Genomic DNA, 21,857 nt, shown 5'->3' on the forward strand with positions numbered 1-21,857 from the left:
GACCTGGGTGATGCTGCCTTTGCCGCTGGTCAGGTTGTTGGTCTTGAGGCGGTCATGCAGGGCCTGGATTTGCTCGTTGGCCAGGGTATCGCCAGCGATGACGATCTTGAAGCCGTTGTAGTTCGACGGGTTATGGCTACCCGTCAGCATTACTCCGGATTTGCCAGCCAGTACGTTGGCTGCGTAGTACAGCGCAGGCGTCGGTACCAGGCCTACGTCGCTGACGTGGCAGCCGCTGTCAGCCAGGCCCTTGATCAATTGTTCGACCAACTCAGGGCCCGACAGGCGCCCATCGCGGCCGACCGAAACATTAGGCTCGTTTTGCGCCAGGCTCTGGGCTCCGATGGCGCGGCCGAGCCAATAAGCGGTCTCAGCGTTGAGAAATTCCGGGACAGTGCCGCGAATGTCGTAGGCGCGGAAAATGCTGTCGGGGAATTTCGGTGCGACCTTGGCTGGGGTGCTCATCTACGGAAATGCTCCATCTCGAAAGTGGCGGGACAGACCGACGAATCGTTCGACGGCAGGCTCAAACTGAAGGGTATGACGGCGTTTTCCACAGAGAGTTCGTGGTGTGAAAGGGCCATGACGCCTCGGCTGGCGTGGCTTTCGGCCGGCAAAACCTTGATTTACGGTGTTAAAACCTGCCGCACAAATTGCACAAATTTCTCTCCTGTAGGAGCTGCCGAAGGCTGCGATCTTTTGACTTTGTTTTTTAAGATCAAGATCAAAAGATCGCAGCCTGCGGCAGCTCCTACATGGGTTATTTGGTGCCGGTGTGGCCAAACCCGCCGGTGCCGCGTTCGGTTTCCACGAATTCTTCAACCATTTCGAAGTGAGCCTGAACCACGGGCACCAGAACCAATTGGGCCAGACGTTCGCCGACGGTCATGGTGAAATCGGACTGGCCACGGTTCCAGCACGACACCATCAGCGGGCCCTGGTAATCGGAGTCGATCAGGCCAACGAGGTTGCCCAGCACGATGCCGTGTTTATGGCCCATGCCCGAGCGCGGCAGGATCAGCGCGGCGAGGTTCGGGTCGCCGATGTAAACCGACAGACCGGTCGGGATCAGCACGGTTTCACCCGGTTTGATCACGATGTCCTGATCCAGCATGGCGCGCAGGTCGAGGCCGGCGGAGCCTGGCGTGGCGTATTGCGGCAGCGGAAAATCGGTGCCGATGCGTGGGTCGAGGATCTTGGCTTGCAAAGCGTGCATGTAAATTAAACCTGGTTCAGACGTTCGGCGATAAAAGTGACCAGTTGGCGAGCGATCTTGCTCTTGCTGGTCTGGGCGAAAACCGTGGCGTGCAGCGCACGGTCAATCACGCTGCAGGCGTTTTCTTCGCTGTTGAAACCGATGCTCGGGTTGGCGACGTCATTGGCGACGATCAAATCGAGATTCTTGTCCTTCAGCTTGCGCGCAGCGTAGTCGAGCAGGTGTTCGGTCTCGGCGGCGAAGCCAACACTGAACGGACGGTCGGGACGGGTCGCAATGGTGGCCAGGATGTCCGGGTTACGCACCATTTGCAGGACGAAACCGTCGCCGCTCGTAGGGTCTTTCTTGAGTTTTTGCGGGGCGACGACTTCCGGGCGGTAGTCCGCAACTGCTGCCGAGGAAATGAACACGTCGCAGGGGATCGCGGCTTCACACGCGGCGAGCATGTCGCGAGCGCTGACCACGTCGATGCGGGTGACACGATCCGGAGTCGGCAGGTGCACCGGGCCGCTGATCAGGGTCACACGGGCGCCGGCTTCCACCGCAGCTTCGGCAAGGGCAAAGCCCATTTTGCCGGAGCTGTGGTTGGTGATGTAGCGCACCGGGTCGATGTTTTCCTGAGTCGGGCCGGCAGTGATCACCACGTGTTTGCCGGTCAGTGCCTGACGCTGGAAGCAGTCCGCCGCGCATTGCGCCAGATCGGTAGCTTCCATCATGCGTCCCATGCCGACGTCGCCACAGGCCTGGCTGCCCGAGGCGGGGCCGAAGACTTTCAGGTCGCGACTTTCCAGAAGTTGCAGGTTGCTCTGGGTCGCAGGGTCACGCCACATGGCCTGGTTCATGGCCGGGGCAACGGCCACCACAGCGTCGGTGGCCAGCACCAGTGTGGTCAGCAAATCATCGGCAATGCCCTGGGCCAGGCGCGCGATCAGGTCCGCCGTGGCGGGGGCGATCAGCACCAGGTCGGCCCATTTGGCCAGTTCGATGTGGCCCATCGCCGCTTCGGCTGCGGGGTCCAGCAGATCCAGGTGCACCGGATGGCCGGACAGGGCCTGCATGGTCAACGGTGTGATGAACTCACTGCCACCACGGGTCATGACCACGCGCACTTCGGCGCCCTGGTCGATCAGTCGGCGAACCAGTTCGGCGCTCTTGTAGGCCGCGATGCCGCCGCCGACGCCCAGAACGATGCGTTTCCGATACAGCCGCTGCATAGGTCTGCCTTTCATTTCGTGGGTGACATACGTGGCGAAACCCCCTCCCCAGGGTGAATCCGCCCGCAAAAAAGATGGGCTACGATATCACAGCGACCGCTACGGAACAGCGGCGCCCACAGACAGGGAAGTGCTATGAGTATTCGTGATTGGCCTGCGGCGGAACGGCCGCGGGAAAGGTTGTTGGAACACGGTGCAGCGAGCCTTTCGGACGCTGAGTTATTGGCCATATTTCTGCGTACCGGATTGCCCGGATTAAGTGCTGTGGATCTGGCGCGCAACCTGCTGACTCAATTTGGCAGCCTGCGTTTGCTGCTTGAGGCCGATCAGGACGCATTCAGCAAACAATTGGGTCTCGGGCCGGCGAAGTTTGCGCAACTGCAAGCGGCTCAGGAAATGAACAGGCGGCATCTGGCTGAGAAATCACGGCAGAAACCGGCCCTGGAAAACCCTCAGGTCGTTCGCGATTATCTGAAGTCGATGCTGCGTCACGAGCCGCATGAGGTGTTTGGTTGCCTGTTTCTTGACTCCAAACATCAAGTCCTGAATTTCGAGATACTTTTTCGTGGCTCGATCGACAACACCAGCGTGCATCCCCGTGAGGTAGTTAAGCGATGTTTGGCCAATAACGCGGCGGCGTTGATCCTGTGCCACAACCATCCATCGGGGAACACCGATCCGAGCCAGGCTGATCGATTGCTGACCAAGCGCCTGCAAAAGGCGCTGGAACTGATTGATGTGCGGGTGCTGGATCACTTCATCATCGGTGACGGCGAGCCGCTGTCGATGGCGGAATGTGGCTGGATGTAGTGGCGCTAAACCCTGTGGGAGCTGGCTTGCCAGCGATAGCGTCAGTTCAGTCAGCGAATTCATGCCTGATCCACCGCCATCACTGGCACGCCTGCTCCCACGGGGTGTGCGGTGGTGCGGTTACTTCACGCTTACCTTCGAATAATCCTGGCGACCAAACGGGCTCACCGAGTAACCCTGCACGTCCTTGCGGGTCAGTGCGTATGCGGTCGGGTGCGCCAGCGGCAGCCACAGCGCCTGCTGCTGAATCTGCGCCTGCGCCTGCTCGTAGAGCTTGGTGCGTACACCTTGCTCGCTGGTGGTCTTGCCGGCGCTGATCAGCTTGTCCAGATCGGCGTTGCAGTAGCGCGCGAAGTTGGTGCCGGACTTGACTGCCGCGCAGGAAAATTGCGGCGTGAGGAAGTTGTCCGGGTCGCCGTTGTCACCGGCCCAGCCCATGAACAGCAGATCATGCTCGCCCGCCTTGGCGCGACGAATCAGTTCGCCCCACTCGATCACGCGGATCTCCGCCTGAATGCCGATTTCTGCCAGATCCGACTGCAACATCTGTGCGCCGAGGCTTGGGTTCGGGTTGAGCAAGCTGCCCGATGGGCGGGTCCAGATGGTGGTCTGGAAACCGTCCTTCAGTCCGGCCTTGGCCATTAGCGCTTTGGCTTTCGCCACGTCGTGCGGGTAGCCCGGCAGGTTTTTCGCGTAGCTCCAGGTGTTCGGCGGGTAAACGCCGTTGGCGGGTTCGGCAGTGTCTTCGAACACAGCCTTGATGTAGTTGGCCTTGTCGAACGCAAGGTTGATCGCCTGACGCACTTCCGGCTTGTCCAGCGGCGGATGCTGGCTGTTGATGCCGACGAAAGCGGTCATGAATGCGTCAGTCTTTTCGACTTTTAGTGTCGGCTCTTTCTGCGCAGCCTGTACGTCCAGTGGTTTTGGTGACAGGGCGATCTGGCACTCGTTACGCCGCAGCTTTTGCAGGCGCACGTTGGCGTCCGGGGTAATGGCGAAGATCAATGGATCCACCGATGGCTTGCCGCCGAAGTAATCCGGGTTGGCCTTGTAGCGAATCGCTGCGTCTTTCTGGAAGCGGGCGAAGACGAACGGGCCAGTGCCGATCGGCTGGCTGTTGAGCTTTTCCGTCGCGCCGGCCTTCATCAGTTTATCGGCATATTCGGCAGAGTAGATCGAGGCGAAACCCATGCTCAGCGTCGCCAGGAAGGTTGAGTCCGGGTGATCAAGGGTAAACCGCACGGTCAGCGGGTCGAGTGCGTCGATTTTCTTGATCAGTGCCGGCAACTGCATCGATTGCGCGTGGGGGAAACCGCTCTGGGCAACTTTGTGCCACGGATTCGCCGGGTCGAGCATGCGATCAAAGCTGAATTTGACGTCTTCGGCAGTCAGCTCCCGGGTGGGCGTGAAATAGTCGGTGCGGTGGAATTTCACCTGAGGATGTAATTTGAACACGTAGCTCAGGCCGTCCGCAGAAACTTCCCAGCTGTCGGCAAGGCCCGCAACCACTTTGCCGCTGGCCGTATCGAAGTCCACCAGGCGGTTCATCAGCACGTCGGCCGACGCATTGGTGGTGGTCAGCGAGTTGTATTGCACCACGTCGAACCCTTCAGGGCTGGCCTCGGTGCACACGCTCAGCGCGGCGGCCTGGGCCAAAGGGCTCAGCAGGAGCGGGGCGAGCAACAGGGGTAGGGCAGCGAGGCGCATGGTCGGTTTCCTTTTACAGATCGAAGGCCCATCTGCAAGTGCAGTCTGGAAAAGGCCTACCCTAGAGGGCTGGATTACAAATGACTATCCCCTTTTTGCATTTTCGGGAGACTATGTGCGACTGATTTCCGTGTGCGGCGATCTGTGAAACCGCAAAACGGGCTGTCGGCTGATTCTCTGCGACGAGCGGTCAATATCCGCCACAGCCTTTATCCAAGGCGCTCAAAGCCTGAAAAACACGGTTTTTATCGACTCAAGGCACACGGAATGTTGTTGCTCTGCGGTCTTTCTGGTATAAAGCAGCGCTCTTTTCTAGGGGCCCGGTTCCTTCACTGTAGGTGTAGCCGGTAAGACCTCTAAAGAAACGCGGCGCCTGGCGCCAAATGACTGAGAGATTAAGCGGCCAACCCATGCCGGGTTGGGCATGTGGTTTTAGAGGGCTGAGGCATGTCGAGAGTATGTCAAGTTACCGGTAAGGGTCCGGTGACTGGGAATAACATTTCCCACGCAAACAACAAAACCCGTCGTCGTTTCCTGCCGAACCTGCAGCATCACCGCTTCTGGGTTGAAGAAGAGAAACGTTTTGTGCGTCTGCGCGTATCTGCCAAAGGCATGCGTATCATCGACAAGCGTGGCATCACTGTCGTGCTCGCCGAACTTCGCCGCGATGGCAAGATTTAAGGGAGCTAATCATGCGTGAATTGATTCGTTTGATCTCGAGCGCCGGTACTGGTCACTTCTACACTACCGACAAGAACAAGCGTACTACCCCGGACAAAATCGAGATCAAGAAATATGATCCGGTTGTTCGCAAGCACGTGATCTACAAGGAAGGCAAAATCAAGTAATTGATTTTTCCCGACTTACGAAAAAGGCCCGTATCTCACGATACGGGCCTTTTTTGTTGCCTCGAATTTTGTAGCGCCTGTGCGGGCCTCATCGCGAGCAGGCTCACTCCTACATTGGAATGCGGTCACCTGTAGGAGTGAGCCTGCTCGCGATAGGGCCGGATCAGCCAGCTCAAATTTTCAAGCCTTCTGTTCGAAAATCACATAGATCTTGCGGCAAGCCTCCAGCACTTCCCAAGTGCCACGAAACCCCGCCGGAATCACAAAACGGTCGCCAACACGCAAAGTCTTGGCATTACCGTCGCTATCACGCAGCACCGACACGCCCTGCAAAATCTCGCAGTACTCATGCTCGGTGTAATTCACCGTCCACTGCCCAACCGCACCTTCCCACACGCCGACGCCCATTTGCCCACAAGGGCTGTCGTATTGATGGAACACGGCTTGCTCAGGATCGCCCTTGAGCACTTTGGCCGGGTCCGGGCGATAGCGTTCGGCTTCGCTGCTGGTGAGGCTGATGTCGACGACGTTCTGGATGTTCATTGTTGTTATCCCCCGTGAATACGGCGCGATTGGCTGGAAAGGGCCAAAGTCTATGTTGATTAAAATCAACACCGCAAGGCCGTACGGCCCCCTTATGTCAAATATATTGAAACAAGCCCGGTGCCTGGTTTAGGGTGGCGGGTGCCTCTGGCCGAAAAAACCGGCTGGCCGGGCAGAATTCCTGAGGACGCTGGCGAAGATCGCGCGGCGCTCGTATTCAACAAGCGGAGGACACTCGAAATGACCACCCTGACTCGTGCCGACTGGGAACAACGCGCCCGCGACCTGAAAATCGAAGGCCGCGCCTATCTCAATGGCGAATACACCGACGCTGTCTCCGGCGAAACCTTTGAGTGCATCAGCCCGGTCGATGGCCGTCTGCTCGGCAAGATTGCCAGCTGTGACGCCGCCGACGCCCAGCGCGCTGTGGAAAATGCGCGGGCCACTTTCAATTCCGGCGTGTGGTCGCGCCTGGCACCGACCAAACGCAAAGCCACCATGATCCGTTTTGCCGGCCTGCTGAAACAGCATGCCGAAGAACTGGCCCTGCTCGAAACCCTCGACATGGGCAAGCCGATCAGCGATTCCCTGCACATCGACGTTCCTGGCGCGGCGCAAGCCCTGAGCTGGAGCGGTGAAGCCATCGACAAGATCTACGACGAAGTCGCTGCCACTCCGCACGATCAACTGGGTCTGGTCACTCGTGAGCCGAGTTGGCGTTGTCGGTGCCATCGTGCCGTGGAACTTCCCGCTGATGATGGCCTGCTGGAAACTCGGCCCGGCGCTGTCGACCGGTAACTCGGTGATCCTCAAGCCGTCGGAAAAATCGCCACTGACCGCCATTCGCATCGCTGCGCTGGCCGTTGAAGCCGGCATTCCGAAAGGCGTGCTCAACGTGCTGCCGGGCTACGGCCACACCGTCGGCAAGGCCTTGGCCCTGCACAACGATGTCGACACTTTGGTGTTCACCGGTTCGACCAAGATCGCCAAGCAGCTGCTGATCTACTCGGGCGAGTCGAACATGAAACGCGTCTGGCTCGAAGCCGGGGGCAAGAGCCCCAACATCGTTTTCGCCGATGCCCCGGACCTGCAAGCCGCTGCCGAGTCGGCGGCTGGCGCCATCGCTTTCAACCAGGGCGAAGTTTGCACCGCCGGTTCGCGCCTGCTGGTCGAGCGTTCGATCAAGGACAAGTTCCTGCCGCTGGTGATCGAGGCGCTGAAGACCTGGAAGCCGGGCAACCCGCTGGACCCTGCGACCAACGTCGGTGCGCTGGTCGATACGCAACAGATGAACACCGTGCTGTCGTACATCGAATCCGGGCATACCGATGGCGCCAAACTGGTGGCTGGCGGCAAGCGCATCCTTCAGGAAACCGGCGGCACTTATGTTGAGCCAACGATTTTCGACGGCGTGAGCAATGCGATGAAGATCGCTCAGGAAGAGATCTTCGGCCCGGTGCTGTCGGTTATCGCTTTCGACACGGCCGAAGAAGCCATCCAGATCGCCAACGACACGCCGTACGGCCTGGCGGCGGCGGTATGGACGCAGGACATTTCCAAAGCACACCTGACCGCCAAAGCACTGCGCGCCGGTAGCGTGTGGGTCAACCAGTACGATGGCGGCGACATGACCGCACCGTTCGGTGGCTTCAAGCAATCGGGCAACGGCCGCGACAAGTCGCTGCACGCGTTCGACAAATACACCGAGCTGAAAGCGACGTGGATCAAGCTGTAAGTCTGTGTGGAGCCTGATGACCTATCGGGCTCCTGAACGACTCTGATCCTGTGGGAGCGGGCTTGCCCGCGATAGCAATCTGACAGCCAACCCATGTTGAATGTCAGGGCGCCATCGCGGGCAAGCCCGCTCCCACAGTGGTTTTGTGGTGCACATAAAAATAATCCACAGGAGCGTGGAACATGCGTTGGGCGACGTATTTCGCCGTGTTGGCGTCTGTCTTGAGTGTCGGCCTGGCCCTGGGGGTCAGCATGCCGCTGGTGTCGTTGCGCCTGGAAGGTTGGGGTTACGGCGCTTTCGCCATCGGCGTAATGGCGGCGATGCCGGCGATTGGCGTGTTGTTGGGCGCAAAGATCTCCAGTCATTTGGCGGCGCGTTTCGGCACGGCGAATCTGATGCGTCTGTGCCTGTGGGCAGGGGCACTGTCGATTGGTCTGCTGGCGTTGTTGCCAAGCTATCCGATCTGGCTGGCGCTGCGCCTGATGATCGGCGTGATCCTGACCATCGTGTTCATCCTCGGCGAAAGCTGGATCAATCAACTGGTGGTCGAGCATTGGCGCGGCCGGCTGGTGGCGTTGTATGGCAGCAGTTATGCGTTGAGCCAACTGTCGGGGCCGCTGCTGCTGGGTGCGCTGGGCACCGAGCATGATTACGGTTTCTGGGTTGGCGTCGGCCTGCTGCTGGTTTCGCCGTTGCTGTTGCTGCGCCGTAGCGGTGCGCCGAGCAGTGAAGCGAGCAGCGTAACGTTCCGTGACCTCTGGGGTTTTGCCCGCGAGCTGCCGGCGATTGCCTGGGCGGTGTCGTTGTTCGCGGCGTTCGAGGCGATGATCCTGACGCTGCTGCCGGTGTATTGCCTGCAACAGGGCTTCACCGCTGACATCGCCTTGGCGATGGTCAGTACCGTGGTGGTGGGCGATGCGCTGCTGCAACTGCCGATTGGTGCGTTGGCCGATTACCTGTCGCGACGGACGCTGTTTGCCGGGTGCGCGGTGGTGCTGATGCTGTCGAGTCTGGCGATTCCGTTGTTGCTCGATACGCTGCTGATCTGGCCGTTGTGGGTGCTGTTCGGTGCCAGTGCCGGCGGGCTGTTTACGCTGTCGCTGATTCTGATTGGCGAGCGTTACCGCGACGATGCGCTGGTACGGGCGAATGCCCATATCGCGCAGCTTTGGGGTGTGGGCTGTCTGGTTGGGCCATTGGCGGCAGGGGCAGGTAGCCAGTGGATCAACGGGCATGCGTTGCCGCTGTTGATGGCGATCGGGGCGTTTGGGTTGGTGCTGCTGCTGTTGCGCCAAGGTGCGTTTGGTGCCGTGCAACCGGCTTAGATCAAAGATCGTCCGAACGCGGCCCGAGCCTTCGGCAGCTCCTGCAGGAAATTGCATTTTCAATCGCAGGAGCTGCCGAAGGCTGCGATTTTTTGCCGTTCTACAACATCCGCTCCAGGCCTACGGCCGTGCTGAACCATGCATTGAAGCGACGCCACCAGCTGCCAGGTTCTTTGGTCAGCACGTGCATCTCGCCGTCATCTTCGGTCACCCAGACGATCTGATCGTCCTGCAGTTTCACCTGGTAACTCAAGGCCGGCGCCATGCCCTCCAGCGCCGATTTGCGCACATGCGCAGCGAGTTCAGGGCTGTCGACCAGTACGCCGACTTCGGTATTCCACAGCACCGAGCGCGGGTCGAAGTTGAAGGATCCGATAAACGACTTCTGCTGATCGAAAATGATCGCCTTGCTGTGCAGGCTGGAGTCGGAGCCGCGGTAGGACTTGCTGGAGAAAATGTGTGGGCCGCTACCGCCGCCTTCGCCCGGCTGACGGCGTAACTCGAACAACTTCACGCCGTGTTCAAGCAACGCTCGGCGGTACGGCGCGTAGCCGCCGTGCACCGCCGGCACATCGGTGGCTTCCAGTGAGTTGGTGAGCAAGGTCACCGAGACGCCCGCATCGGCCCGACCGGTCAGGTAAACCAGCCCCGGCTGGCCCGGCACGAAGTACGCAGAGATCATGATCAGCTCTTTGCTGACGCCTCGCAGCTCCGGCGCCAGTTGCGTAGTCAGCAGCAGTTGCGGATCCGGTTCGCCATCGGACAGAACCTTGCTCGGCGCATCCCACAGCGCCTGGTTCCACGCCCAGATCAGCTCTTTGCGCCAGATGTCCATGCGCGGCTCAGTGGTGAAGGTCATCAACTGTTGGTACAGCGTGTGGTTCTGTTTGCGGGTTTCCTCCAGCGATTCCTCGAGGCGCGTGCGGGTGTTCTGCAAGTCCTTGGCCGTCGGTTTGCTGGAGAGAAATTCATCGATCGGCTTGCTCAGCGCACTGTTCCAATACTGATCAAAGCTGTGCCCGAGCTGCTCGGCCACCGGCCCCATGCTGAGCATGTCGATGTCGGTGAAATTGAGGTTGGGCTCGGCGTCGAAGTATTCATCGCCCAGATTGCGCCCGCCGACGATGGCCACGCTGTTGTCCGCCAGCCACAGCTTGTTGTGCATGCGTCGGTGCTGTTGCGAAAGGTTGAACAGGCGGCCCATGTTGCGCGTCACGCCCGTGGAGCGGCCCAGGTGGAGCGGGTTGAACAGGCGGATCTGAATGTGCTCGTGCGCCGCCAGGGTCGCGATCACCCAGTCCAGACCATCACTGGTGGTGTCGTCGAGAAGGATTCTGACCCGCACACCACGGTCTGCCGCCTTGAGCAGCTCTTCGATCAGCATTCGCGTGCTGATACCGTCGTGGACGATGTAGTACTGCAGGTCGAGGCTGCTCTGGGCATTGCGGATCAGCTCTGCGCGCGCCATGAACGCTTCACTGCTGTTGGACAGCAGGCGAAAACCTGACCTGCCTTCATGAGGTGCTGCCTGGGCCTGGATCGACCGGCCGAACGCCGAATCGCTCGCGGGCAGGGCCTGGCTGGGTTCGCGTGTCACATCCAGGCTGGCGCAGCCTCCCAGGAGCGAGGCGAGGAGCACAAGAGCGAGCAGGGGGTGTCTGACTCTCACGTAGGACCGATCCGATTGGCGGCTGGGGACGGCATATGGACGCTGGTTTAGGCAGAAAGGTCAGTCGTGGATGTGATCAGTTTCCGCCAGCAGCCTGATCGCCGCCGCGCCGACCTTCGCACCGCTTCTTCGATGAGCGGTGTTGGTTTGGCAGCGTAATTCATCCGCAGGCAATTACGGTATTTGCCGGAGGCGGAGAAAATGCTGCCCACGGCAATCTGTACGCCCTGATCGTGCAAGGCGCGATTCAGTTTCAGGGTGTCGAAGCCGTCCGGCAACTCGACCCACAGCATGAAACTGCCTTGCGGCCGGCTGGCGCGAGTGCCCGCAGGGAAGTAGCGCGTAACCCAGTCGATCATGAGGTCGCGGTTGCGTTGGTATTGGCTGCGCATGCGGCGCAGATGCGGCTCGAAATGCCCGGACTTGAGAAATTCGGCGATGGCGATCTGTGGCTGCGGCGCCGTAGAACCGGTGCTGATGTATTTCATGTGGAGCACCCTTTCCAGATACCGTCCGGGCGCTACCCAGCCAATGCGCAGACCCGGCGCCAGGGTCTTGGAGAATGAACTGCACAGCAGGACGCGGCCATCCTCATCGAAGGATTTGATCGTGCGCGGCCGCGGGTAGGTGTAGGCCAGTTCGCCATACACATCGTCTTCGATGATTGCCACGTCGAAGCGCTGGGCCAGGTTGAGCAGGGCGCGTTTGCGCGACTCCGGCATGATGTAGCCGAGCGGATTGTTGCAGTTGGGGGTGAGTTGGATGACTTTGATCGGCCACTGCTCCAACGCCAGTTCCAGCGCCTCGAGGCTGATGCCGGTGAGCGGGTCGGTGGGGATTTCCAAGGCCTTCATGCCCAGGCCCTTGAGCGTCTGCATGGCGCCGTGAAAGCTTGGCGAATCCACCGCGACGATGTCGCCCGGCTCGCAGATCGCGTGGATGCTGGTGGACAGCGCTTCGTGGCAACCGGTGGTGACGACGAGGTCGCTGGCGCTCAACTGACAGCCGGAATCGAGCATCAATCGGGCGATCTGCTCGCGCAGTTCGAGGGTGCCGTGAATGTTGTCGTAATACAGACCGGGCATGTCCTGGCGGCGACTGATGCGCGCCAGTCCACGCAGCAGTGGCTTCATCGTTGGCGAACTGACGTCGGGCATGCCTCGGCCCAGTTGCACGACGTCCTTGCGCGGCACCGCGCGAATCAATTCCAGCACTTGATCCCACTGCGAAATTTCCACTGGCCGCTGCGCCGGGCGGCCGATGGCGGGCAGTTCCGGAAGCTCGCGGCCCACCGGCACGAAGTAGCCGGATTTGGGTTTCGGTGTGGCGAGGCCGCTGTCTTCAAGCATGCGATAGGCCTGCTGCACCGTGCTCAGGCTGACCCCGTGCTCGACACTCAGCGCCCGCACCGAAGGCAGCCTATCGCCGGGGCGGTAGAAGCCCTGTTCAATACGCGTGCCGAGCAATTCGGCAAGGTTGACGTAGAGGGTCATGGCGCAGTCTCGCTATGGATTGTTCGGTCGACCAGTACAGATCAGCTGAAATTCGACAATTCAGAGCCAATTCGTCCAATCTGTATGGATTTAATACAGTTGCTTTGAATCTGTAACGGTTTTGTCGACCCGCGCATCATGGAATCTCTGGCTACCCAAGTAAACAGGAGCAACAAAAATGAACGGCTTGAGCGATGTGCGGCTGACGTTACACAGTCAGGAACTGGCGGCAGGGCAGAAGGACAGTGCATGGAATACCGCCATGCGCAACGCGCCTTCCGGCCTTGGTCGCTGGGGCCTGCTCTGGCACCGTTTGCACACGCGCAAGGCGTTGCTCGGCTTGACGCCGGAGCAGCTCAAGGATGTCGGGCTGACCCGGGAGCAGGCGCAGGAGGAGGGCTTGAAGCCGTTCTGGCGGATCTGAGATCTGTATTGTTATTTCGGGCCTCATCGCTGGCAAGCCAGCTCCCACAAGGTTTTGTGTGAGCACAAATGTTGTGAACATCCACGATCACTGTGGGAGCTGGCTTGCCAGCGATGGCGGCCTCAAGGGCGCAACAAAAACATCAGACCAACTCTTTGAGCCGATGCCACAACATCCCCAACGCCAGCAACGGCGAACGCAAATGCTTGCCGCCGGGAAAGGTGATGTGCGGCACTCTGGCAAACAGATCAAAGCCACCGCTGTGCTGCCCACTGATCGCCTCAGCGAGCAACTTGCCCGCCAGGTGCGTGGCATTCACGCCGTGACCGGAATAGGCCTGGGCGTAATACACGTTCGGCTGATCCACCAGACGGCCGATCTGCGGCAAACGGTTCGCGCCGATGCCGATCATCCCGCCCCACTGGTAATCGACTTTCAGCCCGGCCAATTGCGGAAACACTTCGAGCATTTTCGGCTGCATGTACGCGCCGATGTCCTTGGGGTCGCGCCCCGAGTAATGGCAAGCACCGCCGAACAGCAAACGACGATCCGCCGAGAGCCGGTAGTAATCCAGCGCCACGCGCTGGTCACAGACCGCCATGTTTTGCGGCAACAGCGTGTGCGCCTGTTCTTCGGATAGCGGTTCGGTGGCGATGATGTAACTACCGGCCGGCAGGACTTTGCCGCTGAGTTGCGGATTGAGTTCATTCAGATAAGCGTTGCAACCGAGCACCAGCGTCTTCGCCCGCACCGAACCTTGTGCTGTGTGCACTTTCACTTCTGGGCCGTAGTCGATACGCGTCACCGCCGAATGCTCGTACAGTTTCACTCCCAGTTGGTGCGCCGCGGCCGCTTCACCCAAGGCCAGATTCAACGGATGCAGATGCCCGGAACCCATGTCGATCAAGCCGCCAACGTAGCGTGTGGAACCGACCACGGTGTGCATTTCATGGGCTTGCAGCAGGCGGGTTTCATGGCGATAACCGAGGCTGCGCAATTCCTCGGCGTCTGCGGCAAAACCGTCGAGGTCGGCGGGTTTGTTGGCGAGGTCGCAGTAACCCCAGGTCAGGTCGCAGGCGATTTGAAATCGTTCGACGCGCTGGCGGACGATTTCCACCGCTTCCAGGCCCATCAATTTCATCTCGCGCACACCGTCGGCGCCGATCACGTTGGCGAACTGGTCGATCCCGTGGCCCACTCCGCGAATCAGCTGCCCGCCGTTGCGGCCACTGGCTCCCCAGCCAATCTTATGGGTTTCGAGCAGCACCACATTGAAGCCGCGCTCGGCCAATTCCAGTGCCGTGTTCAGCCCGGAGAAGCCCCCGCCAACCACGCAGACGTCAGCCAACACGTCGCCCTGCAACATCGGATGATCCGGCTGCGGCAGGCTGCTGGCGGCGTAGTAAGAGGCAACGTGGGGTTGGCTCGCGGTGGTATGGGCGCGGGCATTCATGGGCATCATCCAACGGCTGTGGTGTCGAGAAAATTTGACGGAGCATAAGCCGCGCGCCCGAACGTGGGCAACACTGGTCGGCCTGCGGTGTCTGGATCACGGCTTTTGCGGCACAATTGCCGCTTATTTCACCTGGGTCACCGCTTCGATGAGCTGCAACAGCCAGAAAATCCGCACCTTGCGCCAGCAGATTCCCTCGTTCGAGTGCGTGCCCGGCTGCCACGATTGCTGCGGCCCGGTGACCACTTCGCCGGAAGAAATGGCCCGCCTGCCGCGCAAGACCCGCGCCGAGCAGGATGCGGCGATGGAGGAGCTGAACTGTGTGCACCTGGGGCCGAATGGTTGCACGGTGTATGAGGAGCGGCCGTTGATTTGCCGGTTGTTTGGCACGACCAAAACCTTGCCTTGCCCGAATGAGCGGCGGCCGGTGGAGCTGATTCATCCACGGGTGGAGAAGCAGATTTTCGAATACATGGCAGCGAATCGGCAGGTGCTGGTTTAAACGTCGAAAGTCAAAAGATCAATCCGGAATCGGCAAACACAGGCTCTCCTTCACCTCTTCCATGACGATATAACTCTTCGATTCACGCACATGCGGCAGCTTCAGCAGAATGTCGCCCAGCAACTTGCGGTACGAGGCCATCTCGGAAATCCGCGCCTTCACCAGATAGTCGAAATCCCCTGACACCAGATGGCACTCCAGCACGTGCGGCAATTTCAGCACCGCGCGGCGGAACTCCTCGAACGTGTCGCCGGACTTGTAGTCGAGGCTGATCTCGACGAACACCAGCAAGCTACCCTTCAAATGCTGCGGATTCAGCCGGGCGTTGTAGCCCATGATGATCCCTTCGCGCTCCAGCCGGCGCACCCGCTCGGTGCATGGCGTGGTGGAGAGGCCGACCTTTTCCCCGAGTTCGGTAAAGGAAATCCGCCCGTCTGCCTGCAGGATCCGCAAGATGTTGCGGTCGATCTTGTCCAGCTCACGTTTGGTCTGAGTGTTGGTACGCATAGGGGATGCGCCTCCGTGAAAAGGGTTTTTGCCGAGAATTGTCGCCAAATATAGGCGCTTATATAGTGAAAAGCACTGGCATTTATTTTTTACACTGCGCGCATCATTGCTCTAACAACAGACGTACGCGGCACGCCGCGAGAGGGATAAAAAATGCGCGTTATGGTCTTGGGTAGCGGCGTCATCGGTACCGCCAGTGCTTACTATCTGGCCCGTGCCGGGTTTGAAGTGGTGGTGGTCGACCGGCAGCCAGCCGCGGCCATGGAGACCAGTTTCGCCAACGCCGGCCAGGTCTCGCCGGGCTACGCCTCGCCGTGGGCCGCGCCGGGCGTGCCGCTCAAGGCGATCAAGTGGCTGCTGCAACGCCACGCCCCTCTCGCGATCAAGGCCACCGCCGACATCGACCAGTACTTGTGGATGGCGCAAATGCTGCGCAACTGCACCGCCAGCCGTTACGCGGTGAACAAGGAGCGCATGGTGCGCCTGTCCGAGTACAGCCGCGACTGCCTCGACGAATTGCGCGCCGAAACCGGCATCGCCTACGAAGGCCGCAGCCTCGGTACCACGCAACTGTTCCGCACCCAGGCTCAACTGGACGGCGCCGCCAAAGACATCGCCGTGCTGAAAGAGTCCGGCGTGCCGTTTGAAGTGCTCGACCGCGCCGGCATTGCTCGCGTTGAACCTGCGCTGGCGGGTGTGACTGACATCCTCGCCGGTGCCCTGCGCCTGCCGAACGACCAGACTGGCGACTGCCAGATGTTCACCACGCGTCTCGCCGAAATGGCAGTGAAACTCGGTGTGGAATTCCGCTTCGGTCAGGACATCCAGAAACTCGACTACGCCGGTGATCGCATCAACGGCGTGTGGATCGACGGCAAACTGGAAACCGCCGACCGCTACGTCTTGGCGCTTGGCAGCTACTCGCCGCAACTGCTCAAGCCGCTGGGCATCAAGGCCCCGGTGTATCCGCTCAAGGGTTACTCGCTGACCGTGCCGATCACCAACCCGGCCATGGCCCCGACTTCGACTATTCTCGACGAGACCTACAAGGTCGCGATCACCCGTTTCGACAATCGCATCCGCGTTGGCGGCATGGCCGAAATCGCCGGTTTTGACCTGTCGCTGAACCCGCGTCGGCGCGAAACCCTGGAGATGATCGTCAACGACCTTTATCCTCAGGGCGGCAATCTGGCCGAAGCAAGCTTCTGGACCGGCCTGCGTCCGACCACCCCGGACGGCACGCCGATCGTTGGCGCCACGCCTTTCAAGAATCTGTTCCTCAACACCGGTCACGGCACGCTCGGCTGGACCATGGCGTGCGGTTCCGGTCGTTTGCTGGCCGACTTGATGGCGAAGAAAAAACCACAGATCAGCGCCGAAGGCCTCGATATTTCCCGTTACGGCAACAAAATTCAGGAGTCCGCAAAACATGGCAATCCAGCGCCAGCTCACCAATGAGCGCATGAGTCAGATCGTCAGCCACAACGGCACCGTGTATCTGGCCGGGCAGGTCGGCGACGACTTCAACGCCGGGATTGAACAGCAGACCCGCGAAGTCCTCGGCAATATCGAGCGCTTGCTGGATCTGGCCGGGACTGACAAACAGCATTTGCTGTCGGCGACGATTTACCTGAACGACATCGAAGCGCACTTCGCCGGGATGAACTCGGTGTGGGACCAGTGGCTGCCAAAGGGCGCCGCCCCGGCCCGCGCAACCGTCGAGTCGAAGCTGTGCGAACCGCAAATCCTGGTTGAGCTGTCGGTGGTGGCCGCTCTGCCTTAAGCAAGATCCCTCTCCCGGTGCTGTTGGCGGTTCACGTCGTCAGTCGGCGCCGGTTTTTATTCCCATGACCGCCAAGAAGTCTGCTGCCATGCGTCCTGCCCGTGCCCTGATCGACCTTCAAGCCCTGCGTCACAACTACCGAATTGCCCGCGAAGTCACCGGCGCCAAGGCGCTTGCGGTGATCAAGGCCGATGCTTACGGCCATGGCGCGGTGCGTTGCGCGCAGGCGCTGGAAGCCGAGGCTGATGGTTTTGCCGTCGCCTGCATCGAAGAAGCTTTGGAGCTGCGCGCTGCGGGCATTCGTGCTCCGGTGTTGTTGCTGGAAGGGATTTTCGAGGCCGATGAGCTGGCGCTGATCGTCGAGCATGATTTCTGGTGCGTGGTGCATTCGCTGTGGCAACTCGAAGCGATCGAGCAGGCTGCGCTGAGTAAACCGATCACCGTTTGGTTGAAGCTCGATTCGGGCATGCACCGCGTTGGGCTGCATCCGAAGGATTATGCGGCGGCTTATCAACGTCTGCTGGCCAGCGGCAAAGTGGCGAAAATCGTCCTGATGAGCCATTTCGCCCGTGCCGATGAATTGCATGATCAATCCAGTGCTGAACAAGTCGCGGTGTTTGAGGCGGCCCGCCAGGGGTTGTCGGCGCAAATCAGCCTGCGCAATTCCCCAGCGGTGATGGGCTGGCCGCAGGTTCCCAGCGACTGGGTACGCCCAGGCATCATGCTGTACGGCGCGACGCCGTTCGAAGAAGCCAACACGGTGGCCTCGCGCCTGCAACCGGTGATGACCCTCGAGTCGAAAGTCATCTGTGTGCGTGAGCTTCCGGCCGGCGAGCCGATTGGCTATGGCGCCCGTTTTGTCACCCCGAGGCCGATGCGCGTTGGCGTGGTAGCCATGGGTTACGCCGATGGTTATCCGCGCCAGGCACCCACCGGCACGCCGGTCATGGTCGCCGGGCAGCGCAGCCAGTTGATTGGCCGGGTGTCGATGGACATGTTGTGCATCGACCTGACCGACGTGCCACAGGCTGGCCTCGGCTCAACCGTCGAACTGTGGGGCAGGAACGTCCTTGCCAGCGAAGTCGCAGCGGCCGCTGACACGATTCCTTACCAGATATTCTGCAATTTGCGTCGGGTGCCAAAGCTCTATTCCGGGGTTTGACGCAAGGCACGGTGTGCACAATATCGCCTCGCCCAACAGGATTCAGGTCCAAGTGTTGTAAATACTGAACGCTGTCGCCATGATAACGCTCAATATTCCAACAACCTGAATTCCTGGAGGCTCCTGCATTGGACGTCGGTGAACGACTGCAATCGATCCGCAAGCTCAAAGGGCTTTCCCAGCGTGAACTCGCCAAACGCGCGGGCGTCACCAACAGCACCATCTCGATGATCGAGAAGAACAGCGTCAGCCCCTCGATCAGTTCGTTGCGCAAGGTGTTGGGCGGGATTCCCATGTCCATGGTCGAGTTCTTTTCCGAAGAGATCTTGCAGGAAATCCCGACCCAGATCGTCTACAAGGCCAACGAGCTGATCGACATTTCCGACGGCGCCGTGACCATGAAACTGGTCGGCCGTGCGCATCCCAGCCGCGCCATCGCATTCCTCAACGAAATCTACCCACCGGGCGCCGATACCGGCGAAGAAATGCTCACCCATGAAGGCGAGGAGACCGGAATTCTGGTGGAAGGTCGTCTGGAACTGGTAGTGGGTCTTGAAACTTTTATTCTCGAAGCCGGCGACAGCTACTACTTTGAAAGTACCAAGCCGCATCGTTTTCGCAATCCGTTCGACTTGCCTGCGCGACTAATCAGCGCAGCAACACCGGCAAATTTTTAAAATAGAGGCGCCAAGCCATGACGGCGAAGGCATCCGAAGAGTTTTTTCACTGCGCGGTATAACCCCTTCGACTATGGGGTTGTTTCAGTGTGGCGGGCTACCCGCTATACTTCCGCCCGCCTGCGAACCGTGGCCGCAGGCGTGAATAGCCACCATTGAGGGTGAACGCGTGAACCTAATTATGAAAATGCTGGCCGCACCAGCAACCGTACTGGCCCTCTGGGCTGTCAGCGCTCAAGCTGCGACCAATGACGACATTGCCAAACGCCTTGAGCCTGTCGGCCAAGTGTGTGTTCAAGGGCAGGAATGCAAGGGGATGGAAGTGGCTGCAACTGCCGGCGGCGGTGGCGGTGCGAAAACCCCGGACGAAGTGATTGCCAAACATTGCAACGCTTGCCACGGTACCGGCCTGTTGGGTGCGCCGAAAATCGGTGACGCAGCGGCCTGGAAAGACCGCGCCGATCATCAGGGCGGCCTCGACGGTTTGCTGGCAAAAGCCATTACCGGCCTGAACGCCATGCCGCCAAAAGGCACCTGCGCCGATTGCTCGGATGACGAGCTCAAGGGCGCCATCGAGAAAATGTCCGGCTTGAAATAAGCGTTCATCTTCAGCAAAAAGCCGCTTTCGGGCGGCTTTTTGTGCCTGCAGGAGCGAGCTTGCTCGCGATGATCGTCAACGATGACGCCGGTGACCTGACGCCCCGCGCAAGCGTGCTCCGCCAATTTTCCACTGTTCCAGACTGTTCAATGCAGCAAAGAGCAGGCAAGCTCGGTCCAACCCTGACTCACGGAATGTAAGGGAAGATCAGATGGTTCAGCTGTGTTCTATCGAGCAAGCGGTCGATGACGTCCTGGCACGGTTGCCGGCGCACATTCACATGGGCCTGCCCCTGGGCCTGGGCAAACCCAACCATTTCGTCAATGCGCTGTATCACCGTGTGGCGCAGCTGCCCGAGCGCCAACTGACGATCTACACCGCACTGTGCCTGGGTCGTCCGAGCTTGGGCGATGGTTTGCAGAAACGCTTCATCGAACCCTTCGTCGAGCGCGTCTTCGGCGACTACCCGGAGTTCGATTTTCTCGCCGATCTGCGCGGCGACAGCCTGCCCGCCAACATCCGCATCGAACAGTTCTTCATGCAGCCCGGCAGCTTGCTCAACAGCCCGCCGGCCCAGCAGGATTACGTCAGCAGCAACTACAGCCATGCCGCCCGCGACATCAACGCCGCCGGCCTGAATCTGGTGGCGCAACTGCTCGCCAGCAGCAGCGAACACCCGGATCGCCTGAGCCTGAGCTGCAACCCTGACATCACCCTCGACCTGTTGCCGATGATCGCCAAACGTCGCGAAGCCGGGGAGACCATTTTGCTGGTCGGTCAGGTTCATACCGATCTGCCGTACATGCCCGGCGATGCCGAAGTCGACATCGACACCTTCGACCTGCTGATCGACGCGAAGGACAGCAGCACGCTGTTTTCCACGCCGAACATGCCGGTCGGGTTTCAGGATCATTTCATCGGTCTGCACGCGAGTACGCTGGTGCGCGACGGCGGCACGTTGCAGATCGGCATCGGCTCGATGGGCGATGCGCTTACCGCCGCACTGCTGGCGCGCCAGGCTGACAACGCGGGTTACCAAGCGTTGCTCAGTGACATCAACCTCAGCCAATGGGCGCAGTTGATCGACCGCGAGGGCGGTATCGGGCCATTCGCCAAAGGCCTTTACGGTTGCAGCGAAATGTTCGTCAACGGTTTGCTGGTGCTGGCGGATGCCGGGATTATTCGGCGCAAGGTCTACCCCGACGTGCCGACGCAGGAGCAGGCCAATGCCGGCACACTGGATGAGGCCGCACAGACCGATGGCATCTCGGTGCATGGCGGGTTTTTCCTCGGGCCGCGCAGCTTCTACGAGCGCCTGCGCGAGTTGCCGCAGAGCAAACGGCTCGAATTCAACATGACCCGCATCAGCTACATCAATGAGCTATACGGTCAGGAGGAGCTCAAGCGTCTGCAACGCCTGGATGCTCGTTTCATCAACACGGTCTTCACCATGACCCTGCTGGGTGCCGGCGTGGCCGACCAGCTGGAGGACGGGCGCGTGCTCAGCGGCGTGGGCGGCCAGTACAACTTCGTTGCGCAGGGACATGCATTGCACGATGCGCGCTCGATTCTGATCCTGCGCAGTTGGCGTGAGTCCGGCGGGGACGTCAGCTCCAACATCGTCTGGGAATACGGCCACTGCACGATCCCACGGCATCTGCGGGATATCGTGGTCACCGAATACGGCATCGCCGATCTGCGCGGCAAGACGGACGCTGCGGTCATTGAGGCGTTGCTCAATATCAGCGACTCACGCTTTCAGTCAGGGCTGATCGAGCAGGCGCAGAAGGTTGGCAAACTGCCAAAGGATTTCCGTATCGATCCACGCTTCGCCGACAACACACCGCAGCGTTTGCAGGCGATTGCCGCGCGGCATCCGAACCTGTTTCCGGAGTATCCGCTGGGCTGTGATTTCACCGCGATCGAACGGGATTTGCTGCGGGCGCTGAACTGGCTGAAGAGCAAGTTCAAGCTCACCGAGATTCTCGAACTTGGCAAAGCAGCCCTCGACGCCCCCGAGGCATCCCTATACCCGGAACACCTCGAACGCATGCAACTCACAAACCCGGAAGGCCTGAAAGAAGACCTGTTCCAACGCCTGCTCCTCACGGGCCTAAAAGCCACCGCGCAATAACTGCGCACCCCAAAACCAACTGTGGGAGGGAGCCTGCTTGGGATGGCTGTCTGTCAG

Annotated in this window: 20 protein-coding genes and 2 pseudogenes; 13 read left to right on the forward strand and 9 right to left on the reverse strand. The window is 60.1% G+C overall.

All coding sequences use genetic code 11. From position 1 onward, the window contains the following. From JFT80_RS07595 to coaBC, 3 genes and pseudogenes are all read right to left on the reverse strand, one after another. A pseudogene (locus JFT80_RS07595) lies at positions 1-465 on the reverse strand (phosphomannomutase/phosphoglucomutase); the annotation flags it as partial. 295 nt (positions 466-760) lie between these two features. Continuing rightward, on the reverse strand, positions 761-1,216 hold the full coding sequence (dut, locus tag JFT80_RS07600) for a dUTP diphosphatase (protein WP_034152055.1): 456 nt from the start codon (positions 1,214-1,216) through the stop codon (positions 761-763). Positions 1,217-1,221: 5 nt separating this feature from the next. Further along, complete coding sequence (coaBC, locus tag JFT80_RS07605; protein ID WP_201147455.1) at positions 1,222-2,430, reverse strand: bifunctional phosphopantothenoylcysteine decarboxylase/phosphopantothenate--cysteine ligase CoaBC; 1,209 nt, start codon at positions 2,428-2,430, stop codon at positions 1,222-1,224. A gap of 135 nt (positions 2,431-2,565) precedes the next feature. Between coaBC and radC the strand changes: the two genes are divergently transcribed. Continuing rightward, positions 2,566-3,240, forward strand: a complete 675-nt coding sequence (gene radC, locus JFT80_RS07610) for a DNA repair protein RadC (RefSeq protein ID WP_201147456.1) — start codon at positions 2,566-2,568, stop codon at positions 3,238-3,240. A gap of 120 nt (positions 3,241-3,360) precedes the next feature. On the opposite strand, the gene JFT80_RS07615 is transcribed toward radC, so the two are convergent. Further along, positions 3,361-4,947 carry an ABC transporter substrate-binding protein gene (locus tag JFT80_RS07615; RefSeq protein WP_201147457.1) on the reverse strand — a complete coding sequence of 529 codons (1,587 nt, stop codon included), beginning with the start codon at positions 4,945-4,947 and terminating at the stop codon, positions 3,361-3,363. Positions 4,948-5,394: 447 nt separating this feature from the next. Between JFT80_RS07615 and rpmB the strand changes: the two genes are divergently transcribed. Both rpmB and rpmG read left to right on the forward strand, forming a co-directional pair. Further along, on the forward strand, positions 5,395-5,628 hold the full coding sequence (gene rpmB, locus JFT80_RS07620) for a 50S ribosomal protein L28 (RefSeq protein WP_007920377.1): 234 nt from the start codon (positions 5,395-5,397) through the stop codon (positions 5,626-5,628). Between the two features lie 11 nt (positions 5,629-5,639). Continuing rightward, on the forward strand, positions 5,640-5,795 hold the full coding sequence (rpmG, locus tag JFT80_RS07625) for a 50S ribosomal protein L33 (protein WP_003177274.1): 156 nt from the start codon (positions 5,640-5,642) through the stop codon (positions 5,793-5,795). Positions 5,796-5,975: 180 nt separating this feature from the next. Here the strand turns inward: rpmG and JFT80_RS07630 are convergent, their stop codons facing one another. Next, on the reverse strand, positions 5,976-6,338 hold the full coding sequence (locus JFT80_RS07630) for a cupin domain-containing protein (RefSeq protein ID WP_150649022.1): 363 nt from the start codon (positions 6,336-6,338) through the stop codon (positions 5,976-5,978). A 240-nt stretch (positions 6,339-6,578) separates the two neighbouring features. Here JFT80_RS07630 and JFT80_RS07635 point away from each other — a divergent pair. Beyond that, positions 6,579-8,073 (forward strand): annotated as a pseudogene (locus JFT80_RS07635) (aldehyde dehydrogenase). Between the two features lie 182 nt (positions 8,074-8,255). Next, positions 8,256-9,398, forward strand: a complete 1,143-nt coding sequence (locus JFT80_RS07640) for an MFS transporter (protein WP_201147458.1) — start codon at positions 8,256-8,258, stop codon at positions 9,396-9,398. Positions 9,399-9,498: 100 nt separating this feature from the next. Here the strand turns inward: JFT80_RS07640 and JFT80_RS07645 are convergent, their stop codons facing one another. Together JFT80_RS07645 and JFT80_RS07650 are read right to left on the reverse strand one after the other, a co-directional pair. Then, positions 9,499-11,067 (reverse strand): phospholipase D family protein, encoded by a 1,569-nt coding sequence (locus JFT80_RS07645; RefSeq protein WP_201147459.1) that lies wholly within the window; start codon positions 11,065-11,067, stop codon positions 9,499-9,501. A gap of 47 nt (positions 11,068-11,114) precedes the next feature. Further along, complete coding sequence (locus JFT80_RS07650; protein ID WP_201147460.1) at positions 11,115-12,560, reverse strand: PLP-dependent aminotransferase family protein; 1,446 nt, start codon at positions 12,558-12,560, stop codon at positions 11,115-11,117. 178 nt (positions 12,561-12,738) lie between these two features. Between JFT80_RS07650 and JFT80_RS07655 the strand changes: the two genes are divergently transcribed. Then, positions 12,739-12,984 (forward strand): DUF1127 domain-containing protein, encoded by a 246-nt coding sequence (locus tag JFT80_RS07655; protein WP_201147461.1) that lies wholly within the window; start codon positions 12,739-12,741, stop codon positions 12,982-12,984. A gap of 142 nt (positions 12,985-13,126) precedes the next feature. On the opposite strand, the gene JFT80_RS07660 is transcribed toward JFT80_RS07655, so the two are convergent. Further along, on the reverse strand, positions 13,127-14,437 hold the full coding sequence (locus JFT80_RS07660) for an FAD-binding oxidoreductase (protein WP_201147462.1): 1,311 nt from the start codon (positions 14,435-14,437) through the stop codon (positions 13,127-13,129). 148 nt (positions 14,438-14,585) lie between these two features. Here JFT80_RS07660 and JFT80_RS07665 point away from each other — a divergent pair, with 148 nt between their 5' ends. Beyond that, on the forward strand, positions 14,586-14,939 hold the full coding sequence (locus JFT80_RS07665; RefSeq protein WP_064389779.1) for a YkgJ family cysteine cluster protein: 354 nt from the start codon (positions 14,586-14,588) through the stop codon (positions 14,937-14,939). Positions 14,940-14,957: 18 nt separating this feature from the next. Here the strand turns inward: JFT80_RS07665 and JFT80_RS07670 are convergent, their stop codons facing one another. Further along, positions 14,958-15,446 carry an Lrp/AsnC ligand binding domain-containing protein gene (locus JFT80_RS07670; RefSeq protein ID WP_010465173.1) on the reverse strand — a complete coding sequence of 163 codons (489 nt, stop codon included), beginning with the start codon at positions 15,444-15,446 and terminating at the stop codon, positions 14,958-14,960. 153 nt (positions 15,447-15,599) lie between these two features. Between JFT80_RS07670 and dadA the strand changes: the two genes are divergently transcribed. From dadA to JFT80_RS07700, 6 genes are all read left to right on the forward strand, one after another. After that, complete coding sequence (gene dadA, locus JFT80_RS07675; RefSeq protein WP_201147463.1) at positions 15,600-16,904, forward strand: D-amino acid dehydrogenase; 1,305 nt, start codon at positions 15,600-15,602, stop codon at positions 16,902-16,904. Next, positions 16,876-17,229: a RidA family protein gene (locus tag JFT80_RS07680; protein WP_201147464.1), complete on the forward strand. Its 354-nt coding sequence runs from the start codon at positions 16,876-16,878 to the stop codon at positions 17,227-17,229. Before dadA ends, JFT80_RS07680 begins: the two co-directional genes overlap by 29 nt. Before the next feature lie 88 nt (positions 17,230-17,317). Beyond that, the gene (gene alr / locus JFT80_RS07685) at positions 17,318-18,391 is read left to right on the forward strand and encodes an alanine racemase (RefSeq protein WP_201147470.1); all 1,074 of its coding nucleotides are present in this window, start codon (positions 17,318-17,320) and stop codon (positions 18,389-18,391) included. A 128-nt stretch (positions 18,392-18,519) separates the two neighbouring features. After that, positions 18,520-19,068: a cupin domain-containing protein gene (locus tag JFT80_RS07690; RefSeq protein ID WP_025112726.1), complete on the forward strand. Its 549-nt coding sequence runs from the start codon at positions 18,520-18,522 to the stop codon at positions 19,066-19,068. A 181-nt stretch (positions 19,069-19,249) separates the two neighbouring features. Continuing rightward, positions 19,250-19,666 carry a cytochrome c5 family protein gene (locus JFT80_RS07695; protein WP_201147471.1) on the forward strand — a complete coding sequence of 139 codons (417 nt, stop codon included), beginning with the start codon at positions 19,250-19,252 and terminating at the stop codon, positions 19,664-19,666. 211 nt (positions 19,667-19,877) lie between these two features. Further along, positions 19,878-21,800: an acetyl-CoA hydrolase/transferase family protein gene (locus JFT80_RS07700; RefSeq protein ID WP_201147465.1), complete on the forward strand. Its 1,923-nt coding sequence runs from the start codon at positions 19,878-19,880 to the stop codon at positions 21,798-21,800. Positions 21,801-21,857 lie beyond the last annotated feature (57 nt).

The sequence above is a fragment of the Pseudomonas sp. TH10 genome, assembly GCF_016651255.1.
Taxonomy (GTDB): Bacteria; Pseudomonadota; Gammaproteobacteria; order Pseudomonadales; family Pseudomonadaceae; genus Aquipseudomonas.